Raw genomic sequence first — 15,341 nt, 5'->3', positions numbered from 1 at the left:
GGTTCCTGCTTTAGTATCGCACTGCAAGTACAAAGTTGTTTGCGTTGATACAGCTAACTATGGTTCCTCCGGATTATGAAACCCGCCTTTGCGCTGTCTTTTTCTGCGACTGGAATTTCTCTTCTGCACCTATCCGATGGCGAATGGTACGAGATCGGCACTGTTTCGCTGGACTCGCCCGATCTGAGCGACCAGATCAAGACTCTGCACGATAAAGCTTTTGCGCTGGAGAACGACCTGAGTTGCAAGCTGGTTCTTCCAGCAGATCAGGTCCGGTATCTTTCCGTTCCAACTGAGGATCTGGGTCCAGAAGACATCACTCGAAATGTGCACACTGCCCTGTCAGAGGCGACACCGTATGATGTGGCGGATTTGTCTTATGACAGTGCAACCGAAGGACAGACCACCTTCGTTGCGGCCGTTGCCCGCGAGACGCTGAAAGAGGCGCAGAACTTTGCAAGCCAGCACGGTTTTCTGCCCGCTGCCTTCACGGCCAGCGCGACCAAGGCAGAGTTTCCGCATGAGCCCGCTTTTGAGACATCAGACAACGAACCACCCCCGGCTGCGCCGCCTGAACCGGATACACCGCCGGTTCACGCAATTGCTGAAAGCGCTGCGCCCGAGCCCTTCCGGTCTCAGACGCCCGAACCTGCGCCATCGGTGGGTGCGTTGACCTTTTCACGCCAGACCATGCAGCGCTTGGTCGGTCCTGCAATCGCCGCTACGATTGTTGTTGGCCTTGGGATTTGGGCGTGGTCACAGATTGGATCGGGCACCGAAGATCTTGCGCCTGACGTCGCAGAGACGACCACTGAGCAGACCGTGCTTGATCTCGCCGAGGCGACCACCCCGCAGAACGTGCCCGAGGACCCACAGACAGAGTCCGAAACGACCGCCCCAGAGGTGGACATTGAAACAGCAAACATCCCGACACCTGAGGCACCTGAACCCGATCCACAACCTGACCTGTCCGCAACAGATGCGGCTATTCTCGAAGCCCTGAAGGTCGCGCCCACGCCCGTGGAGCAGGTCGCACAGGATCCCGAAGCACAAAACGAGGTTGCGGCTGTTGCCGGGGCACTGCTGACCGCCCCCGAAGCGCCGGCGGCGCCGACCCCCGAACAGGAGGATGACCTCTATCTGGCGTCGATCCACAAATCCGATCTGTCCAGCGACGCAATTGCCTTGCCGCCGCAAAACAGTTTCGACACAGATACCGCTTTCGAGGGCCAACTCGGCGCAGCTTTGGCAAACTCCCAGTTTGACCTTGATGAGCGGGGCCTTGTTAAACCGACGCCCGAAGGCGCGTTGTCACCGGAGGGAATCGTCGTGTATCTGGGGCGCCCATCCAAAGTGCCGCCAGAGACACCGGTGCGTTTCGAAGAAGCGCCTGTAGTTGACGAACCCAGCGAAAGGCTGGCACAGCTGCGCCCGCGCCAGCGACCGGGCAATCTGGCCGAGACATTCGAACGTCAGCAATTGGGTGGGCAGAGCCGCGAAGAGCTTGCCGGCAAGCGGCCCAAGATGCGGCCCGAAAGCCTGCAAGCCCAGCCTGAAATTGACGACACCCCCACCGCTTTGGCCGTTGTTCGCGTTCCGCGCCCGAAAGTGCGGCCCGCGCGTGTCGTCGTGCCCAGTTCAGGCGGGTCCAATCTGGGATCAACGGCGGCGGTCGCGCAAGGCGGGGATGAAGCGGGCTCGTTTCAGCCCAAATCCGTGTCGCCAAAGATTCCGTCCACCGCATCGGTCGCTCGACAGGCCACGATCGACAACGCGCTCAACCTGCGCAGGCTGAACCTGATCGGTGTCTATGGCACGCCGTCAAACAGACGCGCGTTGGTTCGGCTGCCAAGCGGGCGGTACAAAAAGTTGAAAGTCGGCGACAGAATCGATGGTGGACGTGTGATCGCCATCAGCGACAGTGAATTGCGGTATCAGAAAAAGGGCCGCAACGTGACCCTGTCGATGCCACGTGGATGACCGCTTCACCTATCAGACGCGTGTGATAGGTGGCTACAACGAGGCCGCACCGCACCTGATCCCCACATACGAGAGCCTGCGACCCGAGCAGGTTTTGGCCCCGGTCGCAGAGTTCCTGCCCAAGCGTGGCGCACGCGTTCTGGATATTGGCGCGGGCCCCGGCACTCTGGCTGCCTGGCTCGCCCGGCGCGGCTGTCACGTAGCAGCCGTCGAGCCGGTTTCGCGGTTCCGAATCCATGGCCGGGCCAAATACCATGACCTCGATATCGATTGGTTTGAGACCAGTCTGCCCCGATTGAGCACGCCTCGTTCACTGGGCAAACGATACGATGCGGCGCTTGCAATCGGTGTGCTGCACCACCTGAAGCCAGACGATCAGCAGGCTTCGCTCGTGACGTTGTCCAACTGCCTGAACGTGTCGGGGCGTTTGATCCTGTCCCTTCGCCATGGCCCATGCAGACCGGACCGACCGGGATTTCCCGTCTGCCCGGACCGGATCAGTGCAGCCGCCGCGAGCGTTGGGCTGCTGACGGCGCATCGCGTGAGCCGTCTCTCTCTTCAACCCGGCAATCGAAGTGCTGGCGTCACATGGACTTGGCTTGTTTTCGACAAAGCCTAGGCCGCCGAAATCTCACCGCTTTCGATCTGCTCACGCTCGATGGATTCGAACAGGGCCTGGAAGTTGCCCTCTCCAAACCCGTCATCCCCTTTGCGCTGAATGAACTCGAAAAAGATCGGGCCAATCACGGTTTTTGAGAAAATCTGCAACAAGATCCGCGTCTCACCGCCGTCCACGACGCCTTCGCCGTCGATCAGAATGCCGTGTTTCATCATCCGGTCCAACGGTTCCTGGTGATCTGCAACGCGTTCTTTCGACATTTCGTAATAGGAGAGGTTGGGTCCCGGCATGAACTTCAGCCCCTTCTCGGCGATGGCATCGGTCGAGGCGTAGATGTCATCGCTGCCCACCGCGATGTGCTGGATACCCTCGCCTTTATACTTGCGCAGGTATGACACGATCTGCCCCGTTTCACCCCGATCTTCATTGATCGGAATGCGAATGCGCCCACACGGAGACGTAAGCGCGCGGCTAAAGAGCCCGGTAAACTTGCCCTGTATGTCAAAGAAACGGATTTCACGGAAGTTGAACAAATCGCCATAGAACCTGAACCACTTGTCCATATTGCCCTTGTAAACATTGTGGGTGAGGTGATCGAGGTAGAAGAACCCCTCGCCCCTTGGCTTGGACTGTGTGATCCACTCGAACTCGTCATTGTAGGGTGATGTGTCGTAGTACTGATCGATAAAATAGATCAATGACCCGCCAATACCCTTGATCGCAGGCACGTTCATGGTCTTGTCCGCGCCGTCATACGGCTCGGCCCCGTTGGACACAGCATGGGCATAGGCTTGTTCCGCATCTACAACCCGCCAGCCCATCGACGGCGCGCAGGGGCCATGTTCTGCCACGAACTTGTTCGCGTAGCTGTCCGGATCAGCGTTGAGGATGTAGGTCACATCCCCCTGCTGCCACAGTTCGACCGAATGCTTCACCTTGTGTCGGGCAACCTGTTCGAAACCCATTTTGGCAAACAGATCGCGCAGCTCCTGAGGGTTCGGATGTGCAAACTCAACAAATTCAAACCCGTCGGTTCCGGCGGGGTTTTCGGGGCTGATGACGGATTTCGGGGCAGTGTGCGGGAAAGGACCCATGGCGCGTCTCCTTGGAAAACCGGGGGGGAAACCGGAAATTCTTTGCTGATTCTAAAATACGCCTTAAACAACGCTGTTTCTGCGCATAGTTTTCATGTAAACTACGTTCAGGCGCGGAAAACGCGCAGGATGAAATCAAATTCTGTTAATATGCCGCATATGCTGGATACAACCGACACACGTTTACTCTCAGCTCTTCAAAAGGATGCACACCTGACAGCGCATCAGCTGGGAGAGTTGCTGAACCTGTCCCCCAGCCAGGCAGGCCGCCGCCGTCAGCGGCTTGAGGCCGAAGGATACATCACCGGATACGCCGCGCGGTTGAACCCGCTTAAGCTGGGTTTGCAGGTTCAGGGCTTTATTCAAGTACACTTGGGCACCCATGGCCCCGAACAATCGGCCAGCTTTGCCCGAATGGTCGACACCCGCCCCGAGATCACCAGCGCCTGGACGATGACCGGTGAGGCAGATTACCTGCTTCACGTCTATTGCGACGATCTTTCTGCGCTCAACAGCTTGCTTCATCAGGTCATCCTGCCGCATCCTGCTGTGGCACGGGTTCAAAGCCAGATCGTGATGGATCAACTGAAACGCGACGCCCCCCTGCCGACCTGAGCAGGCAACGAGGACAAAAATGGACGATTTCCTTTATCAGGCTACGATTTATCTGGCTGCTGCGGTGATAGCTGTACCTTTGTCGGCGCGTTTGGGCTTGGGGTCGGTTCTTGGATATCTGGCCGCCGGCTTGATTATCGGCCCGATTCTGGGCCTTGTCGGAGCAGAAACCGAGAACCTGCAACATGTGGCCGAGTTCGGTGTCGTGATGATGCTGTTCCTGATCGGCCTCGAATTGGAACCCCGCGCGTTGTGGGACATGCGAGACAGGCTTTTGGGCCTGGGCGGACTTCAGGTCTTGATGTCCACCGCCGTTATCGCCGGCGTGGCAATATACGCCAACCATCCCTGGTCGGTCGCTTTGGCCGTTGGACTGACCCTGTCCCTGTCGTCCACTGCGATCGTGCTGCAAACCCTGTCTGAAAAGGGGTTGATGCAGACAAATGGCGGGCGCGCGACCTTCTCTGTGCTGCTGACACAGGATATCGCGGTCATCCCGATTCTTGCCCTTCTGCCTCTGCTGGCCCTGCCCGCCATGCCACATTTTCAGGCCGACGGATCAATTGATCGCAGTGCGGACGACCTGCACTCTGCCGCGCATCACAGCCTGTCTCTGGTCGAAGGACTGCCCGGCTGGGCCGTTACACTTGTGACCATCGGCGCAATTGCCTTTGTCATTCTGGCAGGTGTCTACCTGACGCGCCCCCTTTTCCGCTTTATCCACGCCGCCCGCCTGCGCGAAATGTATACCGCGTTGGCGTTGATGATCGTGGTCGGTATCTCTTTCCTGATGACCCTGGTCGGTCTATCCCCCGCTCTGGGCGCGTTTCTGGCGGGCGTGGTGTTGGCAAGCTCGGAATTCCGGCACGAGATGGAAAGCGACCTTGAGCCGTTCAAGGGCCTGTTTCTGGGCCTGTTCTTCATCACCGTCGGGGCCGGGATCGACATTGCCTACTTTTTCAATGATCCGTTTGACCTGATCGGCCTGGCCCTGCTGGTGATCCTTGCCAAAGGCATCATCCTCTTTATCGTCGGCAAAGCCTTCAAGCTAAAGGGCCGGGATCACTGGCTGTTCACCCTCGGGTTGGCACAGGCGGGTGAGTTTGGCTTTGTCCTGCTGGCCTTTTCCACGCAACAGAACGTCATCCCGCCGGATCTGTCGCAAAAGCTGTTGATGATCATCGCGTTGACCATGTTGATCACACCGCTTCTGTTTATCATCTATGATTTGCTTTCGCGCAAAATGGGCGAAACGAAAACGGCTCCGGAACCTGATGAGATCGACGAAAAAGGCCCCGTCATCATTGCCGGGATTGGGCGGTTTGGTCAGATCGTTAACCGGCTTGTGCGCGCCAGCGGGTTCAAAAGCGTCGTCCTGGATCACGATATCGAGACGATCCAGCTGATGCGTCGTTTTGGTGTCAAAGGGTTTCTGGGCGATCCCACGCGGCCCGAGCTGCTACGGGCCGCCGGGCTGGAAAAGGCCGCCGTTCTGGTGGCGGCGATGGATGACCGCAAGCAGGTCACACGGCTGGTCAGCTTTGCACGGAGGCAGCGCCCCGATCTGCACATCATCGCGCGCGCCCATGACCGGACCCATGTGTACGAACTGTACCAGGCCGGAGCCAACGACATTGTGCGCGAGATGTTCGACAGCTCTTTGCGGGCCGGACGCTATGTTCTCGAGAATATCGGCCTGAGCGAATACGAGGCCGCGCAGGCAGAGCAGACCTTCTATCATCACGACCGTATGTCTGTCCGTGAACTGGCCGAGCTTTGGGTTCCCGGCCTGCCAACCGCCGAGAACAAAAAGTACATCGAGCGCGCGCAAAAGCTGGAAAAAGACCTTGAAACCGCGCTTTTGGAGTTGGCGGAAGAACACGCCAAAAAATCTGCCTGACCAGGCCCTGCCCTGATCAGGCATAGGGGCTAGCCGTCAGATACGCCCGCTTCGGCAAAGGTCGCCATACCCGAATGGCAGGCGACGGCGCTTTTCAGGATGTTGATGGCAAGCGCACCGCCCGAGCCTTCGCCCAGGCGCAAGCTAAGGCTCAGCAACGGCTCTTTTCCCAGTTTCGTCAGCATCGCGCCATGGGCGCTTTCCGCACTCAGGTGCCCGGCAATCACGTGGTCCAGAGCCGACGGATCCAGCCGTCCCAAACACGCAGCGGCCGAGGTGCAGATAAAACCGTCCAGGAGGACAGGAATACGCAACAGCCGCGCGGCGGCAATGGCCCCGGCCATCGCGGCGATCTCGCGCCCGCCCAGACAGCGCAGCACCTCCAGCCCGTCCTGACTGGTGTGACGCGCTACGCCTTCGGCCACAACGCGGGTTTTGTTGGCGAGGCCGTCATCGTCTACACCAGTCCCACGACCGGTCCAGTCGGCAGCCGCGCCGCCGAACAAAGCGCATGCAATCGCTGCTGCAGGGGTGGTGTTGCCGATCCCCATCTCGCCCACCACAAGCAGATCGGCCTGCGGGTCAACCGCAGTCCAGCCGGTTTGCAGGGCGCTCAGCACCTCGGCCTCGGTCATGGCCGGGCCTTGGGTGAAATCCGCCGTGGGACGGTTCAGTTCCAGCGCATGGACGTCCATCTTGGCCCCGGCGGCCTTGGCAAGCTGATTGATCGCCGCACCGCCATGTTCAAAATTCATCACCATCTGAACGGTCACCTCGGGCGGGAAGGCGGAAACGCCCTGCGCCGTGACCCCGTGATTGCCTGCAAACACAATAACCTGAGGGGCTTCGATCCGCGGGCGCGGATCGCCACGCCAGGACGCATACCAGATTGCCAAATCTTCCAGCCGCCCCAATGCGCTGGGGGGTTTGGTCAGCTGACGGTTGCGCTCGGCTGCACCTTCTGCCGCCGCTGTGTCCGGGTCAGGCGCGTTGGCCAGGGCATCGCGGAACGTCTTCAAATCATTCAGTTCAGGCAGCATCAAAGCCTCATTGCATCACAGTGGTCCTGCGTGTTTAACCGAAGCTGAGAAACCAACAAGACCCGGAAAGGCGCGGGCGTGCACAAAAACGACACCAAACCGCTTTCTGCTTGGGATATCCCGCTGGCGCTGGTCCTGCTGACCCGTCTGCCGGTGCCGCAACTGCCAAAGCATGTTTTTGTCCGGCAAGCGCATGCGGTCTGGGCGTTTCCGCTTGTGGGCTTGGTGGTTGGTACGCTTGCCTGCGCCATGGGCTGGATCGCAACGGCGCTTTCTATTCCTCTGTTCATCTGTGCCGGCTTGCTTGTGGCAGTGCTGATGATGACCACCGGCGCGATGCACGAAGATGGGTTGGCGGACACGTTCGACGGGCTTTGGGGCGGGTTCACGACGGAACGGCGGTTGGAGATCATGAAGGACAGCCAAATCGGGACCTATGGCGTCTTGTCCCTGACTATCTCGCAATTGATACGTATCTCGGCAATCGCTGCCCTTCTGTCGACCGGGGCATTCTGGGCCATTGTTGCGGCTTGCGTGATCTCACGGGCGTTTATGCCCGTTCTGATGGCCGCCCTGCCCAATGCACGACAATCGGGCCTAAGCCATTCGGTTGGCGCCCCGACCGTCTTGCCCGTCGTCGTGTCGTTGGGATTGGCATTTGTGATTGGTCTGGTGCTGATCGGCGGAGACATCCTGCTGCCAGCCCTTTGTGCCGCGTTCGTTGTCGCAGCGCTCGCCCTTGTGGCCAGGTTCAAGGTCGGCGGTCAAACCGGTGATATTCTTGGCGCATCACAGCAACTGGCCGAGATCACAGCCCTGATCGCACTCACCGCTCAGATCTAAGACGCCCCACCCGTCTCGATGCGCAGAGTACAGCCACAATGCTTGCAATGCACCGCATCCGGGTCGTGCCGAAAGAGACCGCAGCTGGGGCACTTGTGGCGCACTTTCTGTGGCATGAAAATCGCCTGAGCCAGTCGCACAAACAGGGCCACGCCAACGACCATTATGAAGACCGAAAAGAGTTTACCCCAAGGGGTGGACAGCGTGATATCCCCGAACCCGGTCGTGGTCAGCGTCGCCATCGTGAAATACAGCGCGTCGATATAGGGGTTCGGTGCGTCCTGTGGGATGAAGAACACCAGAACGGCAGTCGATGTGACAAAGACAAAAACCAGAAGGTTTATCGCCGCGATCACCGCATCTTCGTGGGTGCGAAAAAACGTGCTGTCCCGGCGCAGATCCCACAGCAGATGATAGGAATGAATCAAGCGTAACGCCCTGAGAATACGCAGAAACGCCAGATTTCCGGTGAGAAACGGATCGAGGATCAACGATACAATCACCACAATGTCCGCAAGCGTGTAAATCTTGCGCAACAGCTTCCAGCGGTCCTTTGAAATCCACATCCGGGCCGAGAAATCCATCAGGATCAAAAGGCCCAAAACCATGCTCGCTGTCGTCACCCATGGTCCATGAGGAACATGCGCCGTAGCAACGAAGAACACGATTGTCACCACATCAAACAGGATCAAACCATATCGAAACCAGACCGAGACCGGAGCCTTGCCAATATAAAGAAACTTGATCGTCTGCTTCATCCCGGCCCTGTATCTGCTTGCATACAAAGTGAAACTAGCCGGTTTTCAAAATTCCACCAAGCAACGAAAAAAGCCGCCCCGTCGCTGGAGCGGCCAGTCTCATTCAAGCGAGTTCACCTCAGGCGGCTGCAGCGCGTGAGGTCAGAACGTCATCCACCTGCTTGGCAGCAGAGATTTCTCCGTCCCCTGAAACCGCGGCCACTTCGCGGGTCAGACGCTCCAATGCGGCTTCATAAAGCTGACGTTCGGAATAGCTTTGTTCACGCTGGTCATCGGTGCGGTGCAGGTCACGGACAACTTCGGCAATCGATATCAGGTCGCCCGAGTTGATCTTTTGTTCATATTCCTGTGCCCGGCGCGACCACATGGCGCGTTTGACCTTGGCCTTACCCTTTAGCGTTCTCATCGCCTGGCTGATCACATCCGGCGAGCTGAGTGAACGCAGCCCGGATTCGGTGACCTTGTTTGTTGGCACCCGCAGGGTCATCTTGTCTTTCTCGAATGAGATGACAAACAGCTCAAGAGAAAAACCCGCAACGTCCTGTTCTTCGATCGAGATGATCTGACCCACGCCATGGGCGGGGTAGACAACATAGTCGTTGGGGCGGAACTCAAGCTTTTTCGACTTTGTCATTCAGTGTATTCCTTGGTTTTGGACCGGGACGCAGACAAAAATAGACCACAAGCGGGGTCTGTTTCATCCCCCGGCATGCGGCATATCTGTCAAAAATTCAAAGCTCCAAAGTGAGCATACTTACGGAGCACATCCCAATCTCAGTCATCATGTAGGGATAGAGTATATCACAAAAATGCGACACTCGAAAGTTTACCTTAGGGCATTTCTAGATATTTGGCCTGATTTCAAAAGGCTAAGCTGCGTGACAGCCGGTTTTGCCCAACGAGAAACAGGCGAATCGCTCAATCGCCGTCGCCGGGTGCCTCGGAGAAATATTTTTCCATCTTGCCGTCTTCGCCGTCGCGGTCTTCGGCCTCGGGCAGCGGGTCTTTCTTGGTGACGATCACTGGCCACAGTTCCGAGTATTTGCGGTTGAACTCGACCCATTGCTCCATCCCCGGCTCGGTGTCGGGGCGGATGGCGTCGGCCGGGCATTCGGGTTCGCAGACACCGCAATCGATGCATTCGTCGGGGTGAATGACCAGCGCGTTTTCACCTTCGTAAAAACAATCCACCGGACATACCTCGACGCAGTCGGTGTATTTGCAGGCGATGCAGTTTTCGGTGACAACATAGGTCATGGCTGGACTTTCCGTTAGCGTTTGGGCGTCTAGCTAATTCAGACGGCCCGCCTCTTCAAGAGAGGATCACCCCTTTGGCGTGCGAGAAAGATCAAGCGCGCGCCTTTCTTTCTTGGTTGGACGACCTTTTCCCTCGAAACCGGGATTCCTGGGCGGCACGTCCTGTTTTTCGGTCATATCGAAATACAGTGTTTGGGCCTCTGGTGCCGGACCCCGACGCTCACCCAGTTTTTCTATACGCACGACGCGTACAATCCGCCCCTGCGGAAAGGTCAGAACATCCCCGGGCCCCACCGCCTGGGCGGGTTTTTGGACCCGGTTGCCGTTCAATCGCACATGGCCGCTGCTGACCTGTTTGGCGGCAAGGCTGCGGGTCTTGAAGAACCGCGCCTGCCACAACCATTTGTCGATCCGCAGCTTGGCCTCGGCCATGGGTGATCAGTTGCCGTCCTTCAGACCCATCAGCGCGGCGGCGAACGGGTTGTCGGGATCGATGGCCTTTTCCTTTTTCGGAGGTCGCGACGAGAAGGTCTTGGCACCCTGAGGTTTACCACCCTTCTTGCCATGGGGCTTGCCGCGCCCATCCTGAGGCTTGCTGCGCGGCTTGCTTTTACCCTGCCCTTGTTCGCGGCGCGGACCACGGTTGGGCTGACGCTGGCGTCCCCAGGTGAAGGTGTAGAACACCTCTGGCTCGGGCTCATCGCTTGAAGGAGCCTCGGCTACCGCCTCGGTGCTTTCGGTGGCCTCGGCTGCCGCCTCGGCGGGTGTTGCGACCTCTTCAGTTACGTCATCCGGTGCCGGCGTTTCTTGGGCTGCGGGTTGTTCCGTCGCCTCTGCCGTGGTCTGGTCGACCGGAGCCGGTTTGACCTTTTCACGTTCACCACGCTCGGCCTTGTACCCCAACCCCTGCATCAGGTCCGCGAACTGGTCCAGCGTCATGCCCGTGATCGAGAGCATGTCGGGTTTGGCCTCAAATCCGCCCCGGCTGTCCTCGGCGCGCAGCATATCGGCCAGTCGTTCCAGCATGTCGATGCGAATCGAACGCTCGCCTGCATCGCGGTAGCCGCACATGGTGTCATACCCTTGCGGCGCCCCCTTGGCGACGGGCACCGTGACCAGACCCGGAGGCGGAGCTTCCGGAAACTCCTGCAGGCCGCTGGACAGGGCCCACAGCACAAGACGCAAGCGTGTTGGTGCGGGTTTCAGCAGCAGCGGCATGAAGATGGTGAACTGGCCAAACCGGATGCCGTGCTTGCGCAAGGCGCCGCGAGCGTCCTGATCCAGATCTTTGACGTCTTGCGCGACACCGGCCCGGGGCAGCACGCCCAGCGCCTCGACCATGCGGAAGGCAAATCCCTTGGCCAGCCCGCCGAGTTCCTCGTCGCGGGACAGGTTCAGCAACGGCTCGAACAGCGCGGCAACCTTGCGGTCGATAAAGTGCTGCAGACGGCGCTGAACCTTTTGTTCAACATCCGGCCCCGCGGCCTCGTCCACAAACACCTCGACCACCGGCTTGAGAGGTTCCGCCCCGGCAACAAGCTTACCAACGGCATATTCACCCCACATCAGGCCGCCCTGATCGGTAAAATCAATCTCGGTATCGGGTGCATTGTAGAAGCGATCGGCACGCAGATGGAATTGCGGCGCGAGAGCCTGCAGGGACGCCGATTTCAAGGCTTTCGCCTCGGTGCCCTGCGCGCTTTTGTCCGGGCTGAACCGGAACCCTTCCAGACGACCGACGAACTCGCCTTCGACGGTCACTTCACCCTTGTCATTTACTTCGGCCAAAAGGGCCTCCTTCTGTTTGAGCCGGCGCAACAATACCGAAGTGCGCCGATCCACAAATCTTTGTGTCAAACGGTCGTGAAGAGCGTCTGACAGACTGTCTTCTACAGTGCGTGTTTCCGCACGCCAATGGGATTCGTCACGCACCCAGCCGTTTCGTTGCGCAACATATGTCCAGGTGCGAATATATGCCAACCTTTTGGAGAGCGCATCAATATCTCCGTCTGTCCGGTCGATACGGCGGATTTGCCGCGCCATGAAATCGTCAGGGACCGAGCCTGCCTGGTGCAGGTGGCCGTAGATGGTTTCCAGTAGACCGGCATGTTCGGCGTAGCTGATGCCGCGAAAATCCGGAATTCGGCAAACGTCCCACAGCAAACGGACAGATGGGCCGTCACTGGCACGGGCCATGATTTCGGTAATCTGGGACAGCGATTTCAACGCATTCAGGTCATCTGCGGGGGGCGCCTTCATGAGGTTTTCGTTGTCCGGGCTGACCTCGAGCGAGTCGATCAGGGCCTCGATAGAGCCAAACCGCAAGGCGGCATTCCGCCAGTTCAGCTTTTTCATCGGCGTGAACCGGCTGTCCATGATCGCCTGCGCGACGCCATCATCCAGCGGCGGGGCCTCTCCGGTCACGCCAAACGTGCCGTCGGACATGCCGCGTCCGGCCCGGCCCGCGATCTGCGCCAGTTCGTTGGGTGCCAAAGACCGCATCCGACGACCATCAAACTTGGTCAGAGACGAGAACGCCACGTGATTCACGTCAAGGTTCAACCCCATGCCAATCGCATCAGTGGCCACAAGGTAGTCGACCTCACCATTCTGATAGAGGTCCACCTGAGCGTTCCGCGTCCGTGGACTGAGCGCCCCCATCACCACGGCCGCCCCACCCTTTTGCCGACGCAAAAGCTCGGCGATGGCATAGACGTTTTCAACCGAGAATCCGACAATGGCGCTGCGGGGTGGCATCCGACTGATCTTTTTGGACCCGGAATACACAAGCTGAGACATTCGCTCGCGTCGGAGGAACTGCGCCTCAGGCACCAGGGCAGCGATCGTGCCACGCATTGTGTCCGCGCCGAGAAACAAGGTTTCATGTGTGCCGCGTGCCCGCAAAAGCCGGTCGGTGAAGACATGTCCCCGCGCGGGATCAGCACAGAGTTGGATTTCATCGATGGCAACAAAGTCCGCGCCCATGCCTTCGGGCATCGCCTCGACCGTACACACCCAATACTGCGTTCTGGGCGGCACGATCCGTTCTTCGCCCGTGACCAATGCGACAACGGACGGGCCGCGAATAGCCACGATCTTGTCATAGACCTCGCGCGCCAGCAGACGCAAAGGCAGACCGATGACCCCGGTCCGGTACCCAAGCATGCGGTCGATAGCGTAGTGGGTTTTTCCTGTATTCGTTGGGCCCAATACGGCCACTACTCGGGATGACCCGGTCACCTTTGCCCCCTGCCCCGATGGTTAGAGCGCTGCGCCCTGGATCTGGGGCTCCAGTCGATTCACCGCATTGGTTACTTCTTCATGATGGGGATGTATAGCCAGTGCTCGTGAATAGGCATCAAAAGCCAGATCGGGCTTGTCTACGATTTCGAATATCAGACCCAATCCATAGAGGGCCTCGTAATTGTTGGGGTTCAGGGTCAGCGCATGTTCCAGATCGGCAGCGGCCATGCCGAACCGTTCCTGCCCGAAAAAGGCCGACGCCCGTAAATGCCATCCTTCCGCGAAATCCGGCGCGTGATCCGTGAGGGCCGTCAGATGTTCGATTGCGGTCTCGATGTCGCCTTCGTCCAAAGCGTCGCGCCCACGCTCAAGCAGCAGGTCAGCCGAGGCCGATCCCGATTGCGACCAAAGTGCCTGCAACTGCCGATCAAGGCCAACAGCCTGCTCAGGCGTCGAGACGGCCAGTTGTTCCAGCAGTTTCGCCTCGTCGCGGGAATCAGCCTCTTGTGCAAGGCAAGTTCCGGAATACGTGACTAGGACGACAATTGCCGCGACGATACCTTTGAGATTGTTGATTGCAATGCCCATAACATTCGTCAGTGTAGCGTTGCGACCGGGGATGTCCATTCACGGCGCATTAACAAAATGAGGAAAACCATGAGCGACATTCTGGAAAAAGCGGCAGCCGTACTGAACGAAAAGCTGACTGGCGGCGCATTTGATGCATCGGCCAAGTTTGCCATCGCGGATCTGGGCGCGATCGTTTTGGATTCGGATGGCGCACGCGTCAGCGATGACGAGGCAGAAGTCACCCTGTCCGCCGATGTTGACACATTCGAACAGATTCTCAGTGGCGATCTGAACCCGACGGGTGCGTTCATGTCCGGCAAGCTGAGCGTTGACGGAGACATGGGGATTGCCATGAAACTCGCCTCGGTGCTGGCCTGATGGAACTCACGTCGGCCCCTTTTTATGAAGACGTGGCCGGCGGTCCCGCCGGTGGTGCGGCCCATTGGCTGCACACAACCGACGGAAAACGCATTCGCATGGGCCATTGGCGACCCGCTGGCGATGCGAATGGCACGGTTTTCATGTTCCCGGGCCGGACAGAGTACATCGAAAAATACGGCGGTACGGCGGGCGAATTCGTCAACCGGGGTTTTGCAATTCTGGCCGTCGACTGGCGTGGTCAGGGTCTGGCGGATCGCTTGCTTGATGACCCGCGCGTCGGTCACGTAGACTATTTCACCGACTACCAGCACGACGTGCGGGCCGTTCTGGAACTGGCCGGGGAACTGGAGCTGCCAAAACCGTGGTATATGGTGGGTCACTCGATGGGCGGAGCCATTGGCCTGCGGGCCGTGATTGAGCAGAACTGCTTTGCGGCCTGCGCCTATACCGGGCCGATGTGGGGTATCTATTTTTCTCCGATCATGAAGCCACTCAGCCGGGTGACCGCCTATTGGGGACCTCGGATTGGGCTGGGCGAGAAAACACCGCCGACGACGTCTTTGGAAAGCTATGTGGTCTCGCAGCCCTTCGAAGGGAATGTGCTGACACGTGATCCGGCCATGTACCAGATGATGAAAGATCAACTTGCAGCGCATCCCGAGCTGGCGCTTGGAGCACCATCCAATATCTGGCTGCGCGAATCTCTGGACGAATGTGCGTGGTTGATGGAGCACCCGGCACCGGACGTCCCGGCCCTGACATTTCTTGGCACGCATGAGCAGATCGTGGACCGCTACGCCATCCGGACCCGCATGGCCAATTGGCCAAAGGGCAAACTGGTCGAAATTCCCGACGGAGAACATGAGGTTCTGATGGAGGGGCCAGAGGTACGCGGCCCAGTCTTTGACCAGTTGGCGGCACATTTCCTGGCGCACCAGACAAACGGTACGCCTGAACCGGCCTGATCGTCTGGTCCATCTGTCTGCTTGTGATCCTTGCGCCGCGCGCCTAGATGTTTGCCAAAGCAGTTTTCAAAAGGTG

15 protein-coding genes are annotated in these 15,341 nt (G+C 58.7%); 7 read left to right on the top strand and 8 right to left on the bottom strand.

Annotated elements, in window-relative coordinates:
- The first annotated feature begins 75 nt into the window (after positions 1-75).
- Positions 76-1,980, top strand: a complete 1,905-nt coding sequence (locus tag ACR0L4_RS02170) for a hypothetical protein (RefSeq protein WP_480510236.1) — start codon at positions 76-78, stop codon at positions 1,978-1,980.
- Complete coding sequence (locus tag ACR0L4_RS02165; RefSeq protein WP_480510234.1) at positions 1,973-2,599, top strand: class I SAM-dependent methyltransferase; 627 nt, start codon at positions 1,973-1,975, stop codon at positions 2,597-2,599. The genes ACR0L4_RS02170 and ACR0L4_RS02165 overlap by 8 nt, the downstream gene beginning before the upstream one ends.
- Here the strand turns inward: ACR0L4_RS02165 and hppD are convergent.
- Positions 2,596-3,693: a 4-hydroxyphenylpyruvate dioxygenase gene (gene hppD / locus ACR0L4_RS02160; protein ID WP_480510232.1), complete on the bottom strand. Its 1,098-nt coding sequence runs from the start codon at positions 3,691-3,693 to the stop codon at positions 2,596-2,598. The two genes, ACR0L4_RS02165 and hppD, sit on opposite strands and share 4 nt — an antisense overlap.
- Positions 3,694-3,852: 159 nt before the next feature.
- Between hppD and ACR0L4_RS02155 the strand changes: the two genes are divergently transcribed.
- Both ACR0L4_RS02155 and ACR0L4_RS02150 read left to right on the top strand, forming a co-directional pair.
- Positions 3,853-4,308: an Lrp/AsnC family transcriptional regulator gene (locus ACR0L4_RS02155; protein WP_170749245.1), complete on the top strand. Its 456-nt coding sequence runs from the start codon at positions 3,853-3,855 to the stop codon at positions 4,306-4,308.
- A gap of 19 nt (positions 4,309-4,327) precedes the next feature.
- Complete coding sequence (locus tag ACR0L4_RS02150) at positions 4,328-6,208, top strand: monovalent cation:proton antiporter-2 (CPA2) family protein (RefSeq protein ID WP_480510230.1); 1,881 nt, start codon at positions 4,328-4,330, stop codon at positions 6,206-6,208.
- 29 nt (positions 6,209-6,237) lie between these two features.
- On the opposite strand, the gene cobT is transcribed toward ACR0L4_RS02150, so the two are convergent.
- Positions 6,238-7,248: a nicotinate-nucleotide--dimethylbenzimidazole phosphoribosyltransferase gene (gene cobT, locus ACR0L4_RS02145; protein WP_480510228.1), complete on the bottom strand. Its 1,011-nt coding sequence runs from the start codon at positions 7,246-7,248 to the stop codon at positions 6,238-6,240.
- 78 nt (positions 7,249-7,326) lie between these two features.
- Here cobT and cobS point away from each other — a divergent pair, with 78 nt between their 5' ends.
- Positions 7,327-8,091: an adenosylcobinamide-GDP ribazoletransferase gene (gene cobS, locus ACR0L4_RS02140; RefSeq protein WP_480510226.1), complete on the top strand. Its 765-nt coding sequence runs from the start codon at positions 7,327-7,329 to the stop codon at positions 8,089-8,091.
- On the opposite strand, the gene ACR0L4_RS02135 is transcribed toward cobS, so the two are convergent.
- From ACR0L4_RS02135 to ACR0L4_RS02110, 6 genes are all read right to left on the bottom strand, one after another.
- Positions 8,088-8,849: a potassium channel family protein gene (locus tag ACR0L4_RS02135; RefSeq protein ID WP_480510224.1), complete on the bottom strand. Its 762-nt coding sequence runs from the start codon at positions 8,847-8,849 to the stop codon at positions 8,088-8,090. The genes cobS and ACR0L4_RS02135 overlap by 4 nt on opposite strands.
- Before the next feature lie 118 nt (positions 8,850-8,967).
- Complete coding sequence (locus tag ACR0L4_RS02130) at positions 8,968-9,483, bottom strand: CarD family transcriptional regulator (protein ID WP_170748577.1); 516 nt, start codon at positions 9,481-9,483, stop codon at positions 8,968-8,970.
- A 284-nt stretch (positions 9,484-9,767) separates the two neighbouring features.
- A complete protein-coding gene (gene fdxA, locus ACR0L4_RS02125) occupies positions 9,768-10,106 on the bottom strand; it encodes a ferredoxin FdxA (RefSeq protein ID WP_170748576.1) in 339 nt (112 codons plus the stop codon).
- A 66-nt stretch (positions 10,107-10,172) separates the two neighbouring features.
- A complete protein-coding gene (locus ACR0L4_RS02120; RefSeq protein WP_170748575.1) occupies positions 10,173-10,538 on the bottom strand; it encodes an RNA-binding S4 domain-containing protein in 366 nt (121 codons plus the stop codon).
- Positions 10,539-10,544: 6 nt separating this feature from the next.
- Positions 10,545-13,346, bottom strand: a complete 2,802-nt coding sequence (locus ACR0L4_RS02115) for a helicase-related protein (RefSeq protein ID WP_480510221.1) — start codon at positions 13,344-13,346, stop codon at positions 10,545-10,547.
- A gap of 21 nt (positions 13,347-13,367) precedes the next feature.
- Complete coding sequence (locus tag ACR0L4_RS02110; protein WP_480510219.1) at positions 13,368-13,976, bottom strand: tetratricopeptide repeat protein; 609 nt, start codon at positions 13,974-13,976, stop codon at positions 13,368-13,370.
- Positions 13,977-14,006: 30 nt separating this feature from the next.
- On the opposite strand from ACR0L4_RS02110, the gene ACR0L4_RS02105 reads away from it, so the two are divergent.
- Both ACR0L4_RS02105 and ACR0L4_RS02100 read left to right on the top strand, forming a co-directional pair.
- Positions 14,007-14,297 (top strand): SCP2 sterol-binding domain-containing protein, encoded by a 291-nt coding sequence (locus tag ACR0L4_RS02105; RefSeq protein ID WP_170748572.1) that lies wholly within the window; start codon positions 14,007-14,009, stop codon positions 14,295-14,297.
- Positions 14,297-15,265 carry an alpha/beta hydrolase gene (locus ACR0L4_RS02100; RefSeq protein ID WP_480510217.1) on the top strand — a complete coding sequence of 323 codons (969 nt, stop codon included), beginning with the start codon at positions 14,297-14,299 and terminating at the stop codon, positions 15,263-15,265. Before ACR0L4_RS02105 ends, ACR0L4_RS02100 begins: the two co-directional genes overlap by 1 nt.
- Positions 15,266-15,341: the final 76 nt, after the last annotated feature.

The organism is Ruegeria sp. AB5 (assembly GCF_056542645.1).
This window is presented reverse-complemented; position numbering and strand designations above follow the sequence as displayed.

What these genes read in the sequence shown, in the direction of transcription:
- ACR0L4_RS02170 (WP_480510236.1), top strand. Translation starts at nt 76, where the DNA reads ATGAAACCCGCCTTTGCGCTGTCTTTTTCTGCGACTGGAATTTCTCTT.
- hppD (WP_480510232.1), bottom strand. Translation starts at nt 3,693, where the DNA reads ATGGGTCCTTTCCCGCACACTGCCCCGAAATCCGTCATCAGCCCCGAA.
- ACR0L4_RS02155 (WP_170749245.1), top strand. Translation starts at nt 3,853, where the DNA reads ATGCTGGATACAACCGACACACGTTTACTCTCAGCTCTTCAAAAGGAT.
- ACR0L4_RS02150 (WP_480510230.1), top strand. Translation starts at nt 4,328, where the DNA reads ATGGACGATTTCCTTTATCAGGCTACGATTTATCTGGCTGCTGCGGTG.
- cobT (WP_480510228.1), bottom strand. Translation starts at nt 7,248, where the DNA reads ATGCTGCCTGAACTGAATGATTTGAAGACGTTCCGCGATGCCCTGGCC.
- ACR0L4_RS02135 (WP_480510224.1), bottom strand. Translation starts at nt 8,849, where the DNA reads ATGAAGCAGACGATCAAGTTTCTTTATATTGGCAAGGCTCCGGTCTCG.
- ACR0L4_RS02130 (WP_170748577.1), bottom strand. Translation starts at nt 9,483, where the DNA reads ATGACAAAGTCGAAAAAGCTTGAGTTCCGCCCCAACGACTATGTTGTC.
- fdxA (WP_170748576.1), bottom strand. Translation starts at nt 10,106, where the DNA reads ATGACCTATGTTGTCACCGAAAACTGCATCGCCTGCAAATACACCGAC.
- ACR0L4_RS02120 (WP_170748575.1), bottom strand. Translation starts at nt 10,538, where the DNA reads ATGGCCGAGGCCAAGCTGCGGATCGACAAATGGTTGTGGCAGGCGCGG.
- ACR0L4_RS02110 (WP_480510219.1), bottom strand. Translation starts at nt 13,976, where the DNA reads ATGGACATCCCCGGTCGCAACGCTACACTGACGAATGTTATGGGCATT.
- ACR0L4_RS02105 (WP_170748572.1), top strand. Translation starts at nt 14,007, where the DNA reads ATGAGCGACATTCTGGAAAAAGCGGCAGCCGTACTGAACGAAAAGCTG.
- ACR0L4_RS02100 (WP_480510217.1), top strand. Translation starts at nt 14,297, where the DNA reads ATGGAACTCACGTCGGCCCCTTTTTATGAAGACGTGGCCGGCGGTCCC.